Genomic DNA, 20,368 nt, shown 5'->3' with positions numbered 1-20,368 from the left:
CATTTACCCTACTTGACTAAAAATATACCCTTGGTAACCCAAAAACGCTATTAGCAATAAGCCGCCTTCTACTCTATTGATACGTTGGGTGCCTCTAAAGTTCAATGACATAATAATTAGGGCAAGTGTTGCGCCAATCATAATTAATACGTCTCGGCTTACTAATGATGGGTCAATGGCAGAAGGGTTAATAATACCAGCCAGTGGTAATACCGCTAGAATATTAAATATGTTTGAGCCAACAATATTACCTAGTGCTAAATCATCTTCATTTTTAAGTACACCTGCAACCGAAGCGGCAAGTTCTGGCAAGCTAGTACCAATGGCAATAATCGTTAAACCAATTACTAGGTCGCTTAAGCCGAAGTATTTAGCAATATCGACAGCCGAACCTATTAAAAAATGAGAGCTAACAGGTAGGAGTATCATGCCGACAACTAACCAAAATACCGCTTTTTTCGTAGGTACATCGTTTGGTACATCGTCGCAGGCTTCTGAGACAAATGGGTCATCTTGGTTTTTTGCACGCATAGATACAATAATTAACCCACCGATGAATACGATAAAGCCAACCAAAAGTGCAACACCTTCATTAAATGAAAAGTAGTTATCTGAGAACACATACCAAGTAGCTAAAGATACGAGCATCACTAATGGCATTTCACGTTTTAATGTACTTGATGAAACTGAAAGAGGGCGAAATAAAGCTGTGATACCTAACACAAGTAAAATGTTTGTAATATTAGAACCAACAGCATTACCAACTGCTGTGTCGGTTTTATTAGCCAAAGCGGCAGAGGCTGAAACCATCATTTCGGGTGCTGAAGAGCCCATAGCTACCACGGTTAAACCAACAATAAGTGTAGGTACACCAAAATTTTTAGCAAGAGCCGCAGCGCCATAAACAAACCTGTCTGCACTCCAAACAAGAGCTGCAAAACCAAGAATTAAAATAACAAACGAGGTAACCATTGTGTTAAGCCAGTTATACAAAATACGGATGGCGCGAATAGTAACAAAAGCCAAGATGAAAGTATAAATAAAAGAGTAAGGTCAACTACGTAACAATGCTGCTTTTAAACAGCTAATTTAAAAATTTAAGCCGGGGTTAAGCTGTTTTGAGCGAGTCTTATAATCCTTTTCATGGGTGTATTACAAAATCTTACGAATTGTTTTTTCCATCTTTGACAAAAAAGCTTTAAAATAGGTGCACTAGTGAACATTTTTATGGAGAGCGACTTGTCGCAATCAATAGTAGAAGTCAAGGATGTTAGCTTTTCGAGAGGCAATAGAATCATATATAAAAATATGAGTTTTAGCGTTCCTAAAGGTAAAATTACTGCGATCATGGGGCCAAGCGGAATTGGCAAAACCACTATGTTGCGTTTAATTGGTGGTCAGCTTAAACCAGATTCAGGTGATATTTTATTTGAAGGTGGCAGCATTCCTAAAATGTCTCGTAAAGAGTTATACGAAGCACGTACTAAAATGAGCATGCTTTTTCAAAGTGGTGCGCTGTTTACTGATATGTCGGTATTTGACAATATTGCGTTTCCTATAAGAGAGCACACAAAGCTAAGTGAAGACCTTATTCGATTAGTTGTATTAATGAAATTGCAAGCGGTTGGGCTACGTGGCGCTAAAGATTTAATGCCCTCTGAGTTATCGGGCGGTATGGCAAGACGTGCTGCACTTGCGCGCGCTATAGCACTTGATCCAGAGCTAATCATGTACGATGAACCATTTGCAGGACAAGACCCTATTTCGATGGGCGTATTGGTTAAGCTAATTAAGTCGCTTAACGAAGTATTGGGTTTATCGTCTTTAATTGTGACACACGATGTGACAGAGGTAATGAGTATTGCCGATCACGTTATAATTATCGCCGATCAAGGTGTAATTGGTTGTGGTACTCCTGATGAAATGCGCAATCATGAATCTCCTTTAGTTCAACAGTTTTTAAAAGGCTTGTCGGATGGTCCGGTACCATTTCATTTTCCGGCTCAAGCTTATGCAGATGAACTGCTTGGAGAAAAAGCATAATGTTGGATTTATTTCAAAAGCTAGGGCATAAAACGCTAGGACGTTTTGCGGCTCTTGGCCGTTCGGCTTATATGCTGTTTAGTGCGCTTGCGCATGTTCCTAATTTTAAAAAAGGCACACCGTTACTTGTTCGCCAACTTTATATGGTCGGTTCGCAATCGTTGCTGATTATTATGGTGTCGGGTTTGTTTATCGGCATGGTGTTGGCTCTACAAGGTTACACCGTATTAGTTGGTTATGGCGCTGAGGATAGTTTAGGGCCGTTAGTGGCACTGAGTTTATTGCGAGAACTGGGCCCGGTTGTTACTGCATTACTATTTGCAGGACGCGCAGGTAGCGCATTGACTGCTGAAATTGGCTTAATGAAAGCAACAGAGCAACTTTCATCACTTGAGATGATGGCAATCGATCCGCTAAAACGTATTATTGCACCGCGCTTTTGGGCGGGTTTTATAAGCATGCCATTGCTTGCATTGATATTTTCAGCTGTAGCAATCATAGGCGCTCATTTAGTGGGTGTAGATTGGCTGGGGGTTGATACAGGTAGTTTTTGGTCAATCATGCAATCACAAGTGTCGTTTCAGCAAGACATACTAAACGGTATTATTAAGAGTTTTGTATTCGCCATAGTGGTGACCTGGATTGCGCTTTATAAAGGATATGACTGTGTGCCGACCTCAGAAGGGATCAGCAAAGCAACCACCGAAACGGTTGTTCATTCGTCATTAGCAGTTTTAGGTTTTGACTTTATTTTGACAGCGGTAATGTTTACCAGCTAATAGGGTATAGATAATGAATTCACGGAAATTAGAAATTTTAGTTGGTTTTTTTGTAGCACTTGGCATTTTAGCTTTTGCGATGCTCGCACTTAAAGTTGCCAATTCAGGTATTAGTGGCTCTGGCGAAACATATACGCTTAATGCCAAGTTTGAAAACATTGGCTCATTAAAAGCGCGTGCGCCGGTAAAAGTAGGTGGTGTTGTAATTGGTCGTGTTGAATCAATTTATGTACACCCACAAGAGTTTTTACCAGTGGTAAACATGACCATTGATGCACAGTATTTATGTCGTTTTTCAGACACAAGCTCAATCTCTATTTTAACGTCGGGTATTTTAGGTGAGCAGTACTTAGGTATTCACCCTGTCATTTCTCCAGATTCGGCTAAACAACGTTGTTTAGGCGAAACAGTGACTGAAAACAAGCAAGATGAAGCAATTGACGATTTGTTTGGTGTGGAAAGTAAAGCACTAGGTGATGGCGATTCAATTACTGATACTAAGTCTGCCATTGTACTTGAAGAATTAATCGGGCAGTTTTTATTCAACCAAGGTAGTGAGTAATTATTATGTTGAAAAAGTTTTTAGCTATTGTAGCAATTGGCACAATGATGCTAACTCAAAGCGTAAGTGCAGCAGATGTTAAACTGGTGGATCCGAACAAAATGGTACGCCAAGTTGCCGATAATACATTCGCACGCATTAAAAAAGATCAGCCATTAATTGTTAAAAATCAAGAGCATCTTCGCGTAATCGTTGAAGAAGAATTAATGCCTTATATCGACTACAAATATGCAGCACTTCGTGTGTTAGGTAGCGAGGTTTCTAAAGTACGTGCAATTACCGACGAAGCTGAAAAAGCCAAAGCAATTAAAGAAATTCAGCGCTTTATTGGTGTATTCAGAGAGTACTTAGTAGCTACTTATGCCGGTGTGTTTACTCAATATACAAACCAAAAAGTTGAGTTTGGTGCAGAACAAGCATTTAAAGGTAAAGATGTCGTTGTCGTTAAGACTAAAATTATTGAAGACGGTAAACCTGATATCAGAATCGATTTTAAAGTACGTGAAGACCGTGATGGTGAATGGCGCGCGTACGATATGATTGCTGAAGGCATTAGTTTACTAGATGCAAAACAAAGTGAACTACAAGGTATTTTGCGTCAGCAAGGTATTGATAATGTAAGTAACCTTTTAGAGCAAAAGAGTCAGCTACCAGTTCAGTTTAGAGGCAGTAACTCGAATGACTAAATTGGCAATAAGCCAAGTTGATGGACAACATTTTCGAGTAAACGGTGAGCTTACTCGAAATTCAATTGGCGATGAACAGCTTCTGAACAACAAGCTATTAACCAAGCATAAAATCATCTATTTCGACCTAAGTGGTGTATCTAGGGTTGACACAGCGGGCTTAGCTTGGTTAATTCACTCTTTTGCAGAATTAAAGCAGCAAGGCATTCGCCTTGAATTGCAAAACCTACCTGAGCAATTGCAAAATTTAATGCAACTGGGTCAGGTTACAACCCTATTTGAGTGAGAGTTATGGAAACTAGCCAAGTCGAAACATTATTACGCGAAGAACTTCAATTAGCTGAAGTACATGTAAAAGCCAATGGTAGTCATTATGAAGTTGTTGCAGTAGGTGAATGCTTTGACGGTTTAAGCCGAGTTAAAAAGCAGCAGCTAGTTTATGGCCCATTAATGAATACAATTTCAGATGGCACAATTCACGCAGTATCTATTCGTGCATTTACTCCTGTAGAGTGGAAGCGTGAACAAAAATTTATTTTACCGCAATAAATAGGGCCTCTTAATGGATCAATTTGTAATTCAAGGTGGTACTTCACTTGCTGGTGAAGTGACTATTTCTGGCGCTAAAAATGCCGCACTTCCTATTTTGTTTGCTTCATTATTAGCTGATGGAAAAAGTACATTTACTAATGTACCGCGCCTTCGCGATATAGTGACCACTGAAGCCTTATTAAAAACTCTAGGCGCTGATGTTAATTGGCACGGCGATACGCTAGTGATTGACGGCGCAACGGTTAATAAGACATTAGCGCCATACGACTTAGTTAAGCAAATGCGTGCCTCTGTACTTGCATTAGGCCCTTTAGTTGCTCGTTTTGGTGAAGCTCAAGTGTCTTTACCTGGTGGGTGTGCTATTGGTGCTCGCCCTGTTGATATTCATATTCAGGGTTTGGAGCGCATGGGCGCGGTAATTAACGTTGAAAATGGTTATATTAATGCCAAGGTAAACGGTCGCTTAAAAGGCGCTGAAATCTTTATGGAAATGGTAAGCGTAGGCGCTACCGAAAATCTATTGATGGCAGCTGCCCTCGCTGATGGTAAAACCATACTTGATAACGCTGCACGCGAGCCCGAAATAATTGATTTAGCTAACTGCTTAATTGCTATGGGCGCTAAAATTACGGGTGCAGGCACTAGCCGCATTGAAGTTGAAGGCGTTGAGCGTTTAGCAGGATGCGAGCACAGCATTTTACCAGATAGAATAGAAACAGGTACGTTTTTAGTCGCTGCAGCAATGGCAGGCGGTGAAGTACTTTGCAAAAACACTGACTTTCATTCTCTTGAGCCTGTGATTGAAAAGCTACGTGCAACAAATGCACACTTAGAAGTACATAACGACAGTATTTATCTTGATATGCGCGGCCGAGAACTGAGAGCCGTGAATATTAAAACAGCTCCACACCCAGGTTTTCCTACGGATATGCAAGCTCAGTTTACAGCATTAAATGTAGTAGCAAATGGTAGTGCAACGATTACGGAAACGATTTTTGAAAACCGTTTTATGCATGTACCTGAGTTGCAGCGTATGGGCGCTAATATTCGTTTAGAAGGGCATACCGCAATTTGTGGTGAGACTGAGAGCCTAACGGGCGCGCAAGTGATGGCAACCGACCTACGCGCTTCAGCTAGCTTAATCTTAACAGGTATAGTGGCACAGGGTGAAACGGTTGTTGACCGTATTTATCACGTTGATAGAGGTTATCAGCGCATTGAAGATAAGCTAAGTGCGTTGGGTGCAAATATTAAACGTCGAAGTAGTTAAGTAGATATTTAACTAGCTAAGCTATTTTAAAAAGGTCGGATACGCAAATTGCTATCCGACCTTTTTATTGACGATTTATGCAGCTTGGTATTATACCAATTCCAATAAATAGCTGATCTATTTTACTTGCTAAAACAACCCATTTCTTTGTTGTCAATTTCGTAAAGGGAACAACCATTTACATCAATTTACGCCTAGAACTGAATTGTTTTTTCGGCGTAAAATTCAGATCACATACTTAATGGAATTGGTGTTTTTTTATTAAAGCTTTGTTTCAAGCTCTGCGACAGTCACCATAATCTTTTCTATTTTACCATTCCGGTAAAGCTCAAATTCTATTTCTTTACCTGGTTCTGTATTACCTATTTCTTCCAGCACTTTTTGTGGATTTGCTACCGAAAGACCTGCAATTTTAATAACAATATCTTGCTCTTCAATACCCGCTTGCCATGCTGGTCCCAAAGGGTCTAAATTAGTAATACGCATGCCAGTAACTGGGGTCAGACTGTCGTTTACTTCCTTGCCGGTACTATCTACTGCTGTGCCTTCAAAGCCTAAATAGCCGCGCACAACGCGACCATGACGAATGAGCTTACCCATTACTTTTTTAGCAAGTGAGTAAGGAACCGCAAAGAATATTCCTTGAATATTCAAGTTCTCACGCGTTTTAAACTGCGCAGAAGTAATGCCGACTAAATCACCATTGGAGTTAACTAATGCGCCGCCAGAGTTGCCCACATTAATAGCCGCATCCATTTGCAATAAGTTATTGTACGGACTGTCTGTAATTTTTTGCTTACCCGTTGCGCTAATAATGCCTTGCGTGATTGTTTGGCCTAAATTAAGCGGGTTACCTATGGCAAGTACAACATCGCCTACACTGGATACATAGCTATCATTTACAGGAATTACCGGAAGGTGATCTGCATTTATTTTAAGTAAGGCTAAATCAGTAATAGTATCAAAACCAATTAGCTGTACATCAAAAAAGCGTCTGCCATCGGTTAGAATAACCATAATTTGATCTGCATTATTAACAACATGGTAGTTGGTAAGAATGTAACCGTCTTGCGACATGATGACGCCAGAGCCTAGCTCTTGTACCGTGTTTTTTCTTTTATAACGAGGTTCTTTGGAGATACTTTCTGAAAAAATAGTAACCACAGAAGGAGCTGCTCGTTTAACTGCATCAGAAAAACTCAGGTGACTCGAACTCATTGCGCTTGGTAGGGGAACATTTGGAAGTAAAGCCGCTCGCATATTAGGGCTGAAAAAAACCACTAAAAAAGCAATACTTAGGCCTGCAAATAAAGGGGGAAGAATAAATTTTATTAGTTTCAGCACGATTTTCTTATTATGTAAGTGAGCAATCTCTTTATGATGACATAAAAAAAATAACAGCGGCAAGTGCCACTGTTATTTTTATTACATTAATAGTGCTATTTATTACTGAATTAAAATAAATATAGACTCACGACCACGTTGCACGCCAAGTACTATATTACCTTTTGTACTGTCGATGATTTTATTCATGTCGCGAATTGTTTCTACTCGTTGACGATTCACTTGCATAATAATATCGCCTTCTTCAAGGCCAACACGGGCAGAAGGTGAACGAGGATCTACAGAAGTAACCTCAACACCTTTATTACTGTTTTTTTGTACATTTTCAAGTGTCGCACCTTGGAATGCAGGATGGAGTTCTTCACCGGTCGCTGTAACACCTGATGCACCATCAAGAGTTACTTTCACTGTTTTAATTTTACCATCGCGGTAAATGCCAAGTTTTATCTCACGGCCTTCACCTAGCGTAGCAATTTTGCTGCGTAGTTCATGAAAGCCACTAATGTCGCCACCGTTTATGCTAACAATAACGTCACCAGCTTCAATTCCTGCCTTACTTGCGGCAGTGTCGTCCATTACTTGCATTACATAAGCACCTTGTTTGACATCAAGTTGCTGTGCTTTTGCAAGTCCTGCATCAAGTGGGCGACCAGAAATGCCTAACGAGCCTCGACGTACTTCACCATGTTCAATAATTTGATCGACTAGATTTTTCATCATATTAGATGGAATCGCAAAACCAATGCCCACGTTGCCGCCAGAAGCACCTAAAATAGCGGTATTAATACCAATCAACTCACCATTGAGGTTAACTAAGGCACCGCCAGAATTACCTTGGTTAATAGCTGCGTCGGTTTGAATGAAATCTTCGTAGCCCTCAATGTTTAAACCACTTCGACCAAGGGCACTAACAATACCTGATGTAACTGTGTGGCTAAGGCCAAATGGGTTACCAATCGCAACCGCAAAGTCGCCCACTCGTAAATTATCTGAGTTGGCGAGTTTGATTTCAGTTAAGTCATCAGCGTCTATTTGTAAAAGAGCGATGTCTGATTCTGTGTCAGTACCAATTTTAGTTGCTTCAAATTCACGGCCATCTTCGAGAGTAACTACCATTTTTTCGGCGTCTTGGATTACGTGGTTATTAGTCACTACATAGCCCTCATCAGCATCGATAATGACCCCAGAACCTAATCCACTAAATTGGCGTTTTTGACTGCGAGGCTGCTGTTGTCCAAAAAAGTATTCGAGTGGATCTGCACGGCGGCGTACTTCTTTAGAGCCTGAAACTTGGATACTTACAACACCAGGAGATATTTTCTCTAGCATGGGGGCAAGAGTGGGTAATTGTTGACCATTTACTGCAATTGGCATTTTTGCATAAGACGCTACAGGGCTCATTAATAAGCTTGTAGATAAAATAGCTGCGCTGATAAGTGATAATTTCATTTTCATAGTCAGGGGTAACTCCACTTAAGATAAAGCAAAAACAAAAAGGGCTACTTTAAAAGCAGCCCTTTTTGGTTTATTAAGATAAAACAACAAAGCTGTTATATCTAAAGACTATGGGGTCTAAAAAAAGTTCATCAAGATACTTTAGAATGTTCTGAAACTTTATTTTGACCAGCAAATAAACCAGATTCACCCGATACATAATCAGCTGGTTGCGCTGCGGCTGAAGAACGATCTGAACGACGTTCTTTTAAAGACGCTTGTAGTTGTTCTGTTGTTTCTTTAGAAAAATAAGGTTCTGCTGGTGCTTTATTTCTATCTTCTAAAAGAAGTTGGTTTGTTTCTTCAACGTGACTAAGCAGTTGATCATAGTTTTCTTTCATTTTATTTACGAGCTTGCCAGTATTCGCTAAATGATCAGCTACATCTTGACGATACTGCTCTAACGCATTTTCAGCTTGCTCTGCCTGCTCTTTTAATTCATCTTGTTTGAATTGTTTTTTAGTAACAAATGCGCCAATAAAAAATGCTACAACAGCAGCAATAACAATTAAACCTACCCACATAACTGTGCCCATAAAAACTACCCCTTTGGGAAAATAACTAACGAATGCCGATTCAATTATAAATCATACTAAGTGTAATATACCCCGAGTTATGATGCGTGTTAATATGCTTTGCAAATTAAACTGTGTTTTAACTGTAAATAGATATGACTCCTTGGCAAACATACCAACAAGACTTAAAGCGAGATGACTTTGTACACGACGCAGCACAAGAAAATGCTGTGCGCCATTTACAACGTCTATACGATGACCTAACTCAGGCAAAGCCAAAACAAAAAGGTTTTTTTGCTAAGTTATTTAGTAAAGATGAACCTGCGCCTATAAAAGGTTTGTACTTTTGGGGTGGAGTAGGGCGTGGTAAAACTTATTTAGTTGACACTTTTTACGAATCACTACCGGGCACACGTAAAATGCGCGTGCACTTTCATCGATTTATGCACCGAGTGCATAATGAGCTTAAAAAACTAAACAATACGGCTAATCCATTAGAAAAAATAGCTGACACTTTCAAAGCAGAAACAGACATAATTTGTTTTGATGAGTTTTTTGTTCAAGACATTACCGATGCTATGTTGCTAGGTGGCTTAATGGAAGCGCTATTTGCACGGGGTATAGTACTTGTTGCTACATCTAATATAGTGCCTGATGAGCTTTACAGAAATGGCTTGCAGCGTGCCCGCTTTGTCCCTGCTATAGAACTGGTTAAGCTCAATACAGAAATAGTTAATGTAGACTCAGGTATTGATTATCGGTTGCGTACCTTAGAGCAAGCCGAAATTTTTCATAGTCCGTTAGATAAAGAAGCGGATAAAAACCTATTTGAATACTTCGATAAGCTATCGTCAGAGCCTGGACAATTAGATGAGCCGATAGAGATAGAAGGTCGTTTAATCAAAACGCGAAAAGTAGCCAAATGCGTGGTGATGTTTGAGTTTAGTGAATTGTGCGAAACAGCGCGTAGTCAGGTTGATTACATGGAGATTAGTCGCTTATATAATACGGTGATTATTTCTAACGTAAAACAGCTTGGGCAAACTAATGATGATGCCGCTAGACGCTTTATTGCTTTAGTGGATGAATTTTACGAGCGCCATGTAACTTTAATTATATCGGCTGAAAAACCTATTACCGAACTTTATACCCAAGGTAATTTAAACTTTGAATTTAAGCGCTGTATAAGCCGTTTGCAAGAAATGCAGTCTCTAGAGTATTTAGCTAGAGAGCATTTGGTTTAAATTAGTAGGTAAAAGTGTAATAGGTTAGCCATTAAAAGTAAGAGGTGCATATATAGTACTTCTTATTTCTAAAATTTCTTGTGGAAAAAACAACCGGCGAGTAGCAATGTGTTTTAAGTGCTGGTATACTCCCGCGTCTGCCACGTTGCGTTCTATGCCCTCATATAGTCTAGCCACTTGTGAGCGGCGCAAAAGTCTAAAACTCGAAGGGGTTATAGCAAACTTAGAGCAGTAGTTAATATTAACTACTTGTGGTTTTAATTGAAAAACATTGGATTTTTATAAATGAAAACGTTTGTTGCTAAACCAGAAACAGTAAAACGTGACTGGTACGTAGTTGACGCTGAAGGTAAAACTTTAGGTCGCATCGCTACTGAAATCGCTCATCGCCTACGCGGTAAGCATAAAGTTGAATATACACCGCACGTAGATACTGGTGATTATATCATCGTTATCAACGCTGAAAAAGTTACTGTAACTGGTAACAAATTCAAAAACAAAGTGTACTATTCACACTCTGGTTTTCCAGGTGGTCTTAAGTCTACTACTTTTGATAAACTTCAAGCTGCAAAGCCTGAAATGATCATCGAGAAGGCTGTTAAGGGCATGTTGCCACGTGGTCCTTTAGGCCGCGCTATGTACCGTAAACTTAAAGTTTACACAGGTACTGAGCACAACCATGCTGCACAACAGCCTCAGGTTCTAGACATTTAAGGAGCACCATCATGGCAAATCAATACTACGGTACAGGTCGTCGTAAAAGTTCAAGTGCTCGCGTATTCTTACGCCCAGGCACTGGTAACATCGTAATCAACAAACGCTCTCTAGAAGAGTATTTTGGTCGCGAAACAGCACGCATGGTTGTTCATCAAGCTCTTGAGCTAGTTGATATGACTGAAAAATTTGACCTTTACATCACCGTTTCTGGTGGTGGTACAACTGGTCAAGCTGGTGCTATCCGTCATGGTATCACTCGTGCACTTATGGAGTTTGACGAATCATTACGTTCACAACTTCGTAAAGCAGGTTTTGTTACACGTGATGCACGTAAAGTTGAACGTAAGAAAGTGGGTCTTAAGAAAGCGCGTAAGCGTCCACAGTTCTCAAAACGTTAATCTATACGTTATCAAGAATTCAAAAACCCAGCTTATGCTGGGTTTTTTGTTTTCAAATCAAAATGTTTACATTTGCAACTTAATATAAAGTTATTTATATCGACGGTGATACTGGGTGATTGCAGCAATTAATGATGATCAAATTGATTAATAACTGCGTATTAATCAAACGAAAGTTAAAAAACACTCAGATAGCTGCAAAAAAGTTAAATAATTATCGTAATTAGTTTAAATCCATCAGTTAATTGGTGGAATTTTTTGCTACAATTGGCATTGAAGTAAAATGAGTGAGTTTAACCGCACTATGTACAGTTTTTTACTGTTTCCTCTTAGTGGTGTTGATCTTGGTCAGTATATTGTTTTTACAGAAGCGTTATTATAGTCGTTCGGCTTTATTCTCGAGCTTACTTAATCAAGTTTTGATCAAGTTAGTTTTATTCGAGCATAGGGCTTTGAATAACCTTGTTTTAATCAAGGGTTTTAATTATGATCGCTTCTATTTTAAAAATTCGAATAATTAACCTGCTGTAACTGATGTTCTCAATATAGCAAGTGTTGAGAATCATAGTGGAGATAAGTGGATGAGCAATGCGCCTGTAGACAATGGCCGACGTCGCTTTTTAACCATAGCTACCTCTGTTGTAGGTGGTGTTGGTGCGGCTGGGGCTGCTGTTCCTTTTATTGCGTCTTGGAATCCAAGTGAGCGAGCTAAATCTGCGGGTGCGCCTGTAGAAGTAGATATCAGCAAACTTGAACCGGGACAATTAATACGTGTCGAGTGGCGTGGTAAACCTGTATGGGTTGTATCACGGACCCCAAAAATGCTTGAGCAAATGAAAGAACATGAAGGTCAACTTCGTGATCCGCATTCGCAAGAGCCACAACAATTAGAATCATCAACAAATGATTACCGTTCATTACGTCCAGAAATCTTTCTGGCTGTAGGTATTTGTACGCATTTAGGGTGTTCACCTGGCTTTTTCCAAGGTAACTTTAGTGAGAAAGTTGAAGGAACCGATGATGGCTTCTATTGCCCATGTCATGGTTCTAAATTTGATATGGCTGGCCGTGTATTTCAATCGGTACCTGCTCCATTAAACTTAGAGATACCACCTTATACTTTTCTTGATGAGACCACTATTTTAGTGGGCGAAGAAAAAGGGGCAGCCTAATGTTTGGTAAGATTATTGGTTGGATAGACGACCGTATCCCAATGACACGTGTTTGGAACATGCATATTGCACAGTATCCAGCACCTAAAAACTTCAACTTCTGGTACTTTTTTGGCTCATTAGCCATGTTGGTACTAGTAAACCAAATCCTAACAGGTATTTGGTTAACGATGAACTTTGTTCCGTCTTCTGAAGGTGCATTCGCTTCAGTAGAATACATCATGCGTGATGTAGAATATGGCTGGTTATTACGTTACTTGCACTCAACCGGTGCATCAGCGTTTTTCATCGTTGTATATATGCATATGTTCCGTGGCATGATCTACGGTTCTTATCAAAAACCACGTGAGTTACTGTGGTTATTTGGTATGTTTATTTTCTTAGCGCTAATGGCTGAAGCATTCATGGGGTATTTATTACCATGGGGGCAAATGTCGTTCTGGGGTGCACAGGTAATCATCTCCTTATTCGGGGCTATTCCGGTTATTGGTGATGACTTAACACTTTGGATCCGTGGTGACTATGTAATATCAGGTGCAACGCTTAACCGCTTCTTTGCATTACATGTAATTGCACTACCACTGGTTATTGTAATCTTAGTTTTCTTACACATTGTTGCTCTACACGAAGTGGGTTCAAATAACCCTGAAGGTATTGAGATTAAACGTAAGAAAGGCTCAGTAGCTGAAGACGATAAGCCTAAATTTAAATTTCATGAGTATTACACTGACAAGAAAGATATTGTTGATGCGATACCGTTCCACCCTTACTACACAGTTAAAGATATTGTGGGTGTGGTTGGTTTCTTAATATTGTTCTGTTGGGTTGTGTTCTTTATGCCAGCGATGAATGGCTTCTTTTTAGAAGGTCCAAACTTCGAGGCAGCTAACCCACTTAAAACACCTGAGCATATTTTCCCGGTTTGGTACTTTACGCCATTCTATGCAATCTTACGTGCAATCCCTGATAAGTTAATCGGTGTTGCGGCGATGGGTGCATCGATTGTGGTACTTGCGTTACTACCTTGGGTAGACCGTGGTAGAGTTAAATCGGTTCGTTACCGTTGTGGTTTCCATAAATGGAACATTGCAGGTTTTGTTGTAACTTTCGTTCTTCTAGGTTGGGTGGGTGCAACTCCACAAACTGATATGAAAACGATTATTTCTCAAATCTGTACTGTGACTTACTTTATGTTCTTCGTACTGTTGTTTGTATACAGTAAGAACGAAAAAACTAAGCCATTGCCAGAGAGGTTAACGAAATGATGAAGAAGCTTATTATTGGTTTATTTGCTTTATCAGTAAACTTGTTGCCGAACATGGTTATGGCAGCGGGTCCATCGGTTCCTTTAATGGAAGCGAACAACGACCTTACTGATCAACCATCTTTACAACGCGGTGCAAAGTTGTTCATGAACTACTGTCTTGGTTGTCACCAAATGCAGTATCAACGTTATGAACGTACTTTTCGTGATATCGGTATCCCAACAGAGGTTGGTTTAGAGCAGTTGATTTTTGACGGCTCTAAAGTAGGTAGTCATATTACTAACGCGATTACAAAAGACGATGCAGCAAAATGGTTTGGTGCGGCTCCGCCGGATTTAACTCTAATTGCTCGTGTAAAATCACCAGATTATATTTACACGTACTTAAAATCGTTTTATAAAGATGAATCTCGTCCGTTTGGGGTTAACAACATTGTTTTCCCATCGGTAGGTATGCCTCACGTTCTTCAAGAACTACAAGGTTTACCAACACCTATCACTAAAGAAGTACAAGAGCATGGTCACACTGTGACTAAAGTTATTGCTACTGAAACAGATGGTACGGGCGAATTAAGCATAGATGAATACGACCAAGCGGCTCGTGATTTAACAAACTTCCTTGAGTACGTGGGTGAACCTTCACGTCTTGAATCGGAAGCGCTAGGTATTAAGGTAATAGGATTTTTAATTATCCTGTTTATCTTGGCATTTATGCTTAAGAAAGAATACTGGAGAGATGTTCATTAGGTTGAACATTTTTAAAGGTAATTTTGCAATAGGGGCTTAAGCCCCTTTTGCTGTTTTAGTTATTTAATGGAGGTATAGGCATGGCCGTAGCTGCCAATAAGCGCCCTGTAATGACCCTTTTTTCTGGTGCTAACTGTATGTATAGCCACCAAGTACGTATTGTACTTGCGGAAAAAGGTGTAAGTGTAGATATTCATTTGGCTGAAAAAGATAACTTGCCAGAAGCACTTCACGAAATTAACCCTTACGGTACAGTGCCAACACTGATTGACCGTGAGCTTGGTTTATACCAGGCAAACATCATCATGGAATACCTTGATGAACGTTTTCCTCATCCTCCACTAATGCCTGTTTACCCGGTAATGCGTGGTCGTAGCCGCTTAATGATGCATCGTATTGATACTGATTGGTACAGCCTAGCTGACAAAATCAGTAACAACACGTCAGACGCTGCTCAAGCTCGTAAAGAGCTAACAGAAGCATTGCTTGCTGTAGCACCTATTTTTAGCGAAGCACCTTACTTTATGAGTGAAGAGTTTAGCTTAGTAGACTGTTATTTAGCTCCACTATTATGGCGTTTACCAGAGTTTGGTATTGAGCTTAATGGTGCAGGTTCTAAAGAGCTTAAAGAGTACATGATCCGTTTATTTGAACGTGAGTCATTCCAAGCCTCTTTAACTGAAGCTGAGCGTGAGATCCGTTTATAATGACGCCTAATCGTCCTTATTTATTACGTGCTTTTTTTGATTGGATAGTCGATAACGAGTGTACACCGCATTTAGTGGTAGACGCTGGATTTGCAAATGTACAAGTGCCAACACAATTTGTTCAAGACGGACAAATTGTTTTAAACATAAGTCCATCAGCGGTCACACAGTTTTCGTTAGACTTAACCCAACTTAGCTTCAGTGCGCGCTTTGGTGGTCAGCCAATGCAAGTGTATGTACCTCTAGGTGCTGTGCTTGCAATATACGCGCGTGAAAATGGCGAAGGAACAGTCTTTACCGCAGATGAGTTTTTAGAGGACGAAGACGATTTTGTGCCAGAGCTTGAAAGTGTTGATTCATCAGCTGAGTATATTGATGAAACACCACCAGAAAAGCCTGAGAAGAAAAAAGGCTCTCATTTACGTGTTATTAAATAATAAGTAAATGCCAAAAAAAACCGCTGAATAAGCGGTTTTTTTATGTCTGTATTTTGTGTTTACAAGTATTCAAATACTTTAATTACACGCTCTACGCCAGAAACATTGCGGGCAATATTTACAGCTTGAGTTGACTCAGAGTCAGATACTAAGCCCATTAAAAAAACTTCAGCATTTTCTGTCACTACTTTAATGTTATTACTGCTAATGTCTTTTGCTGTTAGTAGCTGGGCTTTTACTTTAGAAGTTAGCCAAGAGTCGTGAGTTTGTGTAGTAATGCCAGTATTTGAGCCAATACGAATTTGGTTATGTATTTTACGAATACCTGAAACGCCCTCAATGGTGCGCTGCGCTTCGTTTCTCATTTCTTCGTTAGATACTTGGCCAACAAGTAAAACAATACCGTTAACGCTTACAGCGCTTATATTGGCAAACTTTTCAAGACGTTCTACTTCGCTAAGTGCAATACTGGCTTTTATTTCAATATTGTTATCGTCAATTTGAGAGCCAATAGTACGGCGGTCGTTCGCTGCAGTTACTGCACTGGCTGTACCTGCAACAACAGCGGCTGCGCAGCCTTGCAGTAATACAACAGTACCTAAAACAATAAGAGAGTGTTTAAACATAATTTTCATCCTGAGGGAAAAGCGTTAAATCAACAAGTTCGCTTAAACAATGTAAGTTAACTAAATGGGATTCGATAATGCGGCTAGGGCGTTTAGATGGCGATCTAATTTCAACATCGTTAGGTCCAAGTAGGCCTACCAACTCGCCACCATCATCACCAACCATAACTATGACCTTCATATCTTTAGTTAGTGCAGCTTCAACGGCAGAAATAACATGTTTTTCGTTGCCGTTTATAGCCAATACAAGCAATAAATCACCTTGTTGGGCAAAAGCGCGGACTTGGCGAGCAAATGTATCGTGATCGTCTACTTGAGTACTTTGCCCAAGATTAACGTTTTCTTGCGATAGAGCAATTGCAGGTAAGCAGGGACGTTCGGTTTCATAATGATTAACCAACACACCCGCCATATGCTGAGCGAGCATGTGGCAATTTGCAGTACCGCAGCAAATGAGTTTATTTCCGTTGATCAGACTTTGTGCAATAGTAAATGCAGCTGACTCAAGCGCACTAGGTAGCACTTCACCAGCAGCGATTTGAACTTGAATGCTTTCTGTAAAAATTTCTTTAATTGTGTCTTGCATAGCCTACCAATAATTTATCTTTGTATTTGCGTTTAAAATACATTTTTAAGCCAATTAATATTAGGAGATGCTTCTCCTGTAATGGCTACATAATCAATTCTTAGAGCTTGGTTAGTTAAATTTTTAGCTGCTAAGTAATGATAAATACTACGTTTTAATCGAGCTTGTTTTTGTGGACTAAGCGCATAGTTGGCACCGCCAAGAGCATTATTTTTGCGAAACTTAACCTCAACGAATACAAGGGTATCGCCTTCTTTCATAATGACATCAAGCTCACCAAAGGGGCAGTAATAATTACGTTCTATGGGTGTTAGCCCTTGAGTAACTAAGTATTTTTGCGCTTCAAGCTCATAATACTGGCCTTTTTCGCGACTATTGTGCCACAGCTCTTTAAACCACGACATGCCGCCCCCTTAATTAAATTTAATTGATAGTTTGTATGTCACCCGCTGATTGCATAAACAATGGTACCGGGCGTTGTGTTTCTAATTGCACAGGCTTAATGCGACGGTTTGTATATTGAGCCCAGTCGAGCGTGCGTTCTATATGGCCGCTGGTATTAACAGATAACTTACCGCTTAAACCACTATATTGATTGCCTGGCATTACGCTTAACTGCCTGATGTCATGTAATATTGATACAGCATCGTACGCCATTGCAAATAAGCGTTGGCTAATATCTACTTGCTCTGGCCATAACGAATCATACTGCTGGCGTAAGTTATGTTGTTTAATTTGCGAATCGAGCATCCACGGCAATTCAGTGAAGTATAGGCCGTCTAAGTCGCCTTTGTCAGTACTGTCAATTTGTTTACTATGACTTTTAGAGCTGGCATAAAGTGGAATACGATCTGCAAATGTACTTACGTTTACATCAAGGTAAGGTTTAATTAAGCGTGTTTCTATTGCATCACCCAAAATATAAATAACGTCTATATCACTACGTGAACGGGTTTCGTTTTCTACTTCCTGTCTAAATAGTGCTTTAATCGTTTTTATGCGCTCTTTTGATTTATCAACTTCTAACAAGCTGGTAATTGTATTAGGCATATCTTTTTTATCGTTATAAAAACCTATTTGCGGCTTGGTTTCGCTATAGCGTTGCCACTGTAAGTTAAAGTAATCAACCAAGCGTTGGCCATTTGCGTTATTTGGTGCAAGCAACATAGGTTTTTGATAGCCCTTAGTTAAAAAGTGTTCTAAGGCTTGTTGTACTTCGTGCTCAGGGTTTAGTGCAAAATAATAATGCTGAAGCGAAATTCGCTCACCATCAAAGGTGTTTAAATGTAGTACCGGAGTATCAATAAGAGTTTGTGCATTGGCAAGTTTATCAATATTTGCTTTAAGTAGAGGACCAATTACAAAGTCAGGCTTTATTTCTTCAAGTTGTGCTGCAATTTCTTCTGTACTTAAGTTTTCATCAATAAAAATAGTGTCGTTGATATTTTGCGTATCAAGTGCAGCTAATACGCCAGCTTTAAGGGCATCACCTAAACGTTCGTTAGGGCCCGATTGTGGAAATAACACAACTAAGCGCTCTATATTGATAGGAGCAAGTTCAGTAAGTATTTCATCTTGTTCAGGTAATACAGTAAAAGCCGGATGCCCAATATAGCGTCTGCGCCAATTGTTGATCGCTTGATCTAACTCTACGCCACTACTTGCATATACTTGATGATATAACGCTAGGTTAGCCCACCCTTGCTGAATAACCGAACCACGGTTAAAGCGTTCAAGCGCGTAAGAAGAAAGTTGCTTTAAGTTATCCCACAAATTTTGATTAAGTTGAGGGATTTCTATATTATTTTTTGTTGCTGTTTCAGAGACCCTAAAAAAGTAGGGTGCAGCTTTTTTCGGAAAATTTTGCGATGCGTAAATACTGGCCGTTAAAAACTGATGCCAAGCAAAATGCTCAGGTTGAGTCAGTTGTCCGTCTAGCGACTGTAAAATAACCAAAGCTTGATCATTTTTATTCTGTTGTTTTTGTGCAAATGCAATATAAAGACGGTTCTGGATTTGATCAACACTTGCGGTTAATTCAAGCTCATTACCAATTATCTCCAATAAAGGCCAGTTTTGCTCACTAATTGCTGCATCACGGGCGCTATACAATAACTGTATTTTATCGGCACCTTGGCGGTTTTGCGCCAATTGATAGATGGATTGCGCACTGGTTGCCTGATTTTGCAGTGCATTAGTGCGGTTACTTACGTTATCGCTGTTTTTAGTTGGTTTTTCGGTTGTGCTACACGCCGATAACCCTGACAATATAATTAATAGACTAACTAGTTTAAGTCGCACAATGATTTCCCAATACGTTAACGCGATTTGCTTATATTACTGACTGACGCAGGAGACCTCAATGTTAAATGAGGAGAATTCACAGAAAATTGGCACTCTTTACATTGTTGCCACCCCAATTGGCAATTATGACGACTTAAGTCACCGTGCCATTGCGACATTATCGCAAGTTGACTTAATAGCTGCTGAAGACACTCGCCATACCGGCAAGCTACTTAGCCACTTTGGTATTAAGGCAAAAACGTTTGCATTACACGACCACAACGAAAAGCAAAAAGCACAACAAATTATTGATCAACTTAATCAAGGTTTAAATATTGCTTTAGTATCTGACGCTGGTACACCGCTAATTAGTGATCCAGGCTACGCTGTTGTAAATCTATGTCGTGAACAAGGCGCTCATGTTACACCTGTTCCAGGTGCATGTGCTGCAATTACAGCCGTATGTTGTTCAGGTTTACCAACCGACCGCTTTCAGTTTATTGGTTTTACGCCAGCTAAAAGTAAAGCTCGCCAAGACTTTTTTACCGAAGCTGTTAACTCAGGTATTACCAGCATAATGTACGAAAGTACGCACCGTATTATGGCAAGCCTTGATGATTTAGCACTAGCCCTTGGTGATGAGCAGCAAGTTGTGTTTGCTAAAGAGCTAACCAAAACCTTTGAAACATTTTTTAATGGTAGTGTAAGTGAGCTTAAACAGTTTTTAACTGATGATCCTACCAAGCAGCGTGGCGAAATAGTGCTTATGCTTCCGGGCAAACCAAAGCAAATAGATGATGTTCCGCCTGAAGCGCGCAAAATGCTGGCACTTCTTGAAAGCGAAATGCCAATGAAAAAAGCCTGTGGCGTTGTTGCTGAATACTTTGGAATGAAGAAAAACGCTTTATACAAAACAATTATTGAAGAAAAAGAGTAAATTTT

Annotated in this window: 24 protein-coding genes; 16 read left to right on the top strand and 8 right to left on the bottom strand. The window is 39.9% G+C overall.

The genetic code is table 11. The annotated features are described in order from the left end of the window. Positions 1-3: 3 nt before the first annotated feature. Positions 4-972, bottom strand: a complete 969-nt coding sequence (locus GQR52_RS05380; RefSeq protein WP_024607453.1) for a calcium/sodium antiporter — start codon at positions 970-972, stop codon at positions 4-6. A 255-nt stretch (positions 973-1,227) separates the two neighbouring features. Between GQR52_RS05380 and GQR52_RS05375 the strand changes: the two genes are divergently transcribed. From GQR52_RS05375 to murA, 7 genes are read left to right on the top strand one after another with little or no spacing between them, the layout of a single operon-like run. Next, entirely contained in the window at positions 1,228-2,043 is an 816-nt protein-coding gene (locus tag GQR52_RS05375; RefSeq protein WP_165727701.1) for an ATP-binding cassette domain-containing protein, read from the top strand. After that, on the top strand, positions 2,043-2,822 hold the full coding sequence (gene mlaE / locus GQR52_RS05370) for a lipid asymmetry maintenance ABC transporter permease subunit MlaE (protein ID WP_002957949.1): 780 nt from the start codon (positions 2,043-2,045) through the stop codon (positions 2,820-2,822). The genes GQR52_RS05375 and mlaE overlap by 1 nt, the downstream gene beginning before the upstream one ends. 13 nt (positions 2,823-2,835) lie before the next feature. Continuing rightward, entirely contained in the window at positions 2,836-3,384 is a 549-nt protein-coding gene (gene mlaD, locus GQR52_RS05365) for an outer membrane lipid asymmetry maintenance protein MlaD (protein ID WP_002957950.1), read from the top strand. A gap of 5 nt (positions 3,385-3,389) precedes the next feature. Then, entirely contained in the window at positions 3,390-4,070 is a 681-nt protein-coding gene (locus GQR52_RS05360; protein WP_165727694.1) for an ABC transporter substrate-binding protein, read from the top strand. Further along, a complete protein-coding gene (locus GQR52_RS05355; RefSeq protein WP_010554274.1) occupies positions 4,063-4,356 on the top strand; it encodes an STAS domain-containing protein in 294 nt (97 codons plus the stop codon). The genes GQR52_RS05360 and GQR52_RS05355 overlap by 8 nt, the downstream gene beginning before the upstream one ends. 5 nt (positions 4,357-4,361) lie before the next feature. After that, a complete protein-coding gene (locus GQR52_RS05350) occupies positions 4,362-4,619 on the top strand; it encodes a BolA family protein (RefSeq protein WP_002957953.1) in 258 nt (85 codons plus the stop codon). Between the two features lie 13 nt (positions 4,620-4,632). Further along, positions 4,633-5,892 carry a UDP-N-acetylglucosamine 1-carboxyvinyltransferase gene (gene murA, locus GQR52_RS05345; RefSeq protein WP_165727693.1) on the top strand — a complete coding sequence of 420 codons (1,260 nt, stop codon included), beginning with the start codon at positions 4,633-4,635 and terminating at the stop codon, positions 5,890-5,892. A 261-nt stretch (positions 5,893-6,153) separates the two neighbouring features. Here the strand turns inward: murA and GQR52_RS05340 are convergent, their stop codons facing one another. The 3 genes from GQR52_RS05340 to GQR52_RS05330 form a co-directional block, all read right to left on the bottom strand. Beyond that, positions 6,154-7,236, bottom strand: a complete 1,083-nt coding sequence (locus GQR52_RS05340; RefSeq protein ID WP_165727692.1) for a trypsin-like peptidase domain-containing protein — start codon at positions 7,234-7,236, stop codon at positions 6,154-6,156. Positions 7,237-7,338: 102 nt separating this feature from the next. Beyond that, complete coding sequence (locus GQR52_RS05335) at positions 7,339-8,691, bottom strand: Do family serine endopeptidase (RefSeq protein ID WP_010554276.1); 1,353 nt, start codon at positions 8,689-8,691, stop codon at positions 7,339-7,341. A gap of 131 nt (positions 8,692-8,822) precedes the next feature. Beyond that, positions 8,823-9,266 carry a YhcB family protein gene (locus GQR52_RS05330; protein WP_007580324.1) on the bottom strand — a complete coding sequence of 148 codons (444 nt, stop codon included), beginning with the start codon at positions 9,264-9,266 and terminating at the stop codon, positions 8,823-8,825. A gap of 134 nt (positions 9,267-9,400) precedes the next feature. Here GQR52_RS05330 and zapE point away from each other — a divergent pair, with 134 nt between their 5' ends. The 8 genes from zapE (at position 9,401) to GQR52_RS05290 (ending at position 15,931) form a co-directional block, all read left to right on the top strand. After that, positions 9,401-10,489, top strand: a complete 1,089-nt coding sequence (zapE, locus tag GQR52_RS05325; protein WP_010554277.1) for a cell division protein ZapE — start codon at positions 9,401-9,403, stop codon at positions 10,487-10,489. Positions 10,490-10,774: 285 nt separating this feature from the next. Next, complete coding sequence (rplM, locus tag GQR52_RS05320; RefSeq protein ID WP_007378318.1) at positions 10,775-11,203, top strand: 50S ribosomal protein L13; 429 nt, start codon at positions 10,775-10,777, stop codon at positions 11,201-11,203. An 8-nt stretch (positions 11,204-11,211) separates the two neighbouring features. Further along, positions 11,212-11,604 carry a 30S ribosomal protein S9 gene (gene rpsI / locus GQR52_RS05315; RefSeq protein ID WP_024590200.1) on the top strand — a complete coding sequence of 131 codons (393 nt, stop codon included), beginning with the start codon at positions 11,212-11,214 and terminating at the stop codon, positions 11,602-11,604. A 581-nt stretch (positions 11,605-12,185) separates the two neighbouring features. Then, positions 12,186-12,776: a ubiquinol-cytochrome c reductase iron-sulfur subunit gene (petA, locus tag GQR52_RS05310; RefSeq protein ID WP_007580333.1), complete on the top strand. Its 591-nt coding sequence runs from the start codon at positions 12,186-12,188 to the stop codon at positions 12,774-12,776. Then, complete coding sequence (locus tag GQR52_RS05305) at positions 12,776-14,041, top strand: cytochrome b N-terminal domain-containing protein (RefSeq protein WP_165727691.1); 1,266 nt, start codon at positions 12,776-12,778, stop codon at positions 14,039-14,041. The genes petA and GQR52_RS05305 overlap by 1 nt, the downstream gene beginning before the upstream one ends. Next, positions 14,038-14,787, top strand: coding sequence for a cytochrome c1 (locus tag GQR52_RS05300; protein ID WP_007580337.1), 750 nt, complete (start codon positions 14,038-14,040; stop codon positions 14,785-14,787). Before GQR52_RS05305 ends, GQR52_RS05300 begins: the two co-directional genes overlap by 4 nt. An 80-nt stretch (positions 14,788-14,867) precedes the next feature. Beyond that, a complete protein-coding gene (gene sspA, locus GQR52_RS05295) occupies positions 14,868-15,494 on the top strand; it encodes a stringent starvation protein SspA (protein WP_002957965.1) in 627 nt (208 codons plus the stop codon). After that, complete coding sequence (locus GQR52_RS05290) at positions 15,494-15,931, top strand: ClpXP protease specificity-enhancing factor (protein WP_024593995.1); 438 nt, start codon at positions 15,494-15,496, stop codon at positions 15,929-15,931. Before sspA ends, GQR52_RS05290 begins: the two co-directional genes overlap by 1 nt. 59 nt (positions 15,932-15,990) lie before the next feature. On the opposite strand, the gene dolP is transcribed toward GQR52_RS05290, so the two are convergent. Genes dolP through GQR52_RS05270 form a run of 4 tightly spaced genes read right to left on the bottom strand, consistent with a single transcriptional unit; the run spans position 15,991 to position 19,444 of the window. Further along, positions 15,991-16,557 (bottom strand): division/outer membrane stress-associated lipid-binding lipoprotein, encoded by a 567-nt coding sequence (dolP, locus tag GQR52_RS05285; protein ID WP_165727690.1) that lies wholly within the window; start codon positions 16,555-16,557, stop codon positions 15,991-15,993. Continuing rightward, a complete protein-coding gene (locus GQR52_RS05280) occupies positions 16,550-17,143 on the bottom strand; it encodes an SIS domain-containing protein (protein ID WP_002957968.1) in 594 nt (197 codons plus the stop codon). Before GQR52_RS05280 ends, dolP begins: the two co-directional genes overlap by 8 nt. A gap of 32 nt (positions 17,144-17,175) precedes the next feature. After that, the gene (locus GQR52_RS05275) at positions 17,176-17,547 is read right to left on the bottom strand and encodes a YraN family protein (protein ID WP_165727689.1); all 372 of its coding nucleotides are present in this window, start codon (positions 17,545-17,547) and stop codon (positions 17,176-17,178) included. A gap of 19 nt (positions 17,548-17,566) precedes the next feature. After that, positions 17,567-19,444: a penicillin-binding protein activator gene (locus tag GQR52_RS05270; RefSeq protein WP_165727688.1), complete on the bottom strand. Its 1,878-nt coding sequence runs from the start codon at positions 19,442-19,444 to the stop codon at positions 17,567-17,569. Positions 19,445-19,505: 61 nt separating this feature from the next. Here GQR52_RS05270 and rsmI point away from each other — a divergent pair, with 61 nt between their 5' ends. Then, the gene (gene rsmI, locus GQR52_RS05265) at positions 19,506-20,363 is read left to right on the top strand and encodes a 16S rRNA (cytidine(1402)-2'-O)-methyltransferase (protein ID WP_010554279.1); all 858 of its coding nucleotides are present in this window, start codon (positions 19,506-19,508) and stop codon (positions 20,361-20,363) included. Positions 20,364-20,368: the final 5 nt, after the last annotated feature.

Source organism: Pseudoalteromonas sp. 31A1 (genome assembly GCF_011378815.1).
In the GTDB taxonomy this organism is placed as follows: domain Bacteria; phylum Pseudomonadota; class Gammaproteobacteria; order Enterobacterales; family Alteromonadaceae; genus Pseudoalteromonas; species Pseudoalteromonas arctica.
This window is presented reverse-complemented; position numbering and strand designations above follow the sequence as displayed.

Excerpts from the sequence above, each read along its gene's own strand:
- GQR52_RS05350 (WP_002957953.1), top strand. The coding sequence starts at position 4,362 with ATGGAAACTAGCCAAGTCGAAACATTATTACGCGAAGAACTTCAATTA.
- dolP (WP_165727690.1), bottom strand. The coding sequence starts at position 16,557 with ATGTTTAAACACTCTCTTATTGTTTTAGGTACTGTTGTATTACTGCAA.
- mlaE (WP_002957949.1), top strand. The coding sequence starts at position 2,043 with ATGTTGGATTTATTTCAAAAGCTAGGGCATAAAACGCTAGGACGTTTT.
- sspA (WP_002957965.1), top strand. The coding sequence starts at position 14,868 with ATGGCCGTAGCTGCCAATAAGCGCCCTGTAATGACCCTTTTTTCTGGT.
- GQR52_RS05300 (WP_007580337.1), top strand. The coding sequence starts at position 14,038 with ATGATGAAGAAGCTTATTATTGGTTTATTTGCTTTATCAGTAAACTTG.
- mlaD (WP_002957950.1), top strand. The coding sequence starts at position 2,836 with ATGAATTCACGGAAATTAGAAATTTTAGTTGGTTTTTTTGTAGCACTT.
- GQR52_RS05335 (WP_010554276.1), bottom strand. The coding sequence starts at position 8,691 with ATGAAAATGAAATTATCACTTATCAGCGCAGCTATTTTATCTACAAGC.
- GQR52_RS05380 (WP_024607453.1), bottom strand. The coding sequence starts at position 972 with ATGGTTACCTCGTTTGTTATTTTAATTCTTGGTTTTGCAGCTCTTGTT.
- GQR52_RS05305 (WP_165727691.1), top strand. The coding sequence starts at position 12,776 with ATGTTTGGTAAGATTATTGGTTGGATAGACGACCGTATCCCAATGACA.
- rplM (WP_007378318.1), top strand. The coding sequence starts at position 10,775 with ATGAAAACGTTTGTTGCTAAACCAGAAACAGTAAAACGTGACTGGTAC.
- GQR52_RS05355 (WP_010554274.1), top strand. The coding sequence starts at position 4,063 with ATGACTAAATTGGCAATAAGCCAAGTTGATGGACAACATTTTCGAGTA.
- zapE (WP_010554277.1), top strand. The coding sequence starts at position 9,401 with ATGACTCCTTGGCAAACATACCAACAAGACTTAAAGCGAGATGACTTT.
- rsmI (WP_010554279.1), top strand. The coding sequence starts at position 19,506 with ATGTTAAATGAGGAGAATTCACAGAAAATTGGCACTCTTTACATTGTT.
- GQR52_RS05375 (WP_165727701.1), top strand. The coding sequence starts at position 1,228 with ATGGAGAGCGACTTGTCGCAATCAATAGTAGAAGTCAAGGATGTTAGC.
- GQR52_RS05290 (WP_024593995.1), top strand. The coding sequence starts at position 15,494 with ATGACGCCTAATCGTCCTTATTTATTACGTGCTTTTTTTGATTGGATA.
- GQR52_RS05280 (WP_002957968.1), bottom strand. The coding sequence starts at position 17,143 with ATGCAAGACACAATTAAAGAAATTTTTACAGAAAGCATTCAAGTTCAA.
- GQR52_RS05360 (WP_165727694.1), top strand. The coding sequence starts at position 3,390 with ATGTTGAAAAAGTTTTTAGCTATTGTAGCAATTGGCACAATGATGCTA.
- petA (WP_007580333.1), top strand. The coding sequence starts at position 12,186 with ATGAGCAATGCGCCTGTAGACAATGGCCGACGTCGCTTTTTAACCATA.
- GQR52_RS05275 (WP_165727689.1), bottom strand. The coding sequence starts at position 17,547 with ATGTCGTGGTTTAAAGAGCTGTGGCACAATAGTCGCGAAAAAGGCCAG.
- GQR52_RS05330 (WP_007580324.1), bottom strand. The coding sequence starts at position 9,266 with ATGGGCACAGTTATGTGGGTAGGTTTAATTGTTATTGCTGCTGTTGTA.
- murA (WP_165727693.1), top strand. The coding sequence starts at position 4,633 with ATGGATCAATTTGTAATTCAAGGTGGTACTTCACTTGCTGGTGAAGTG.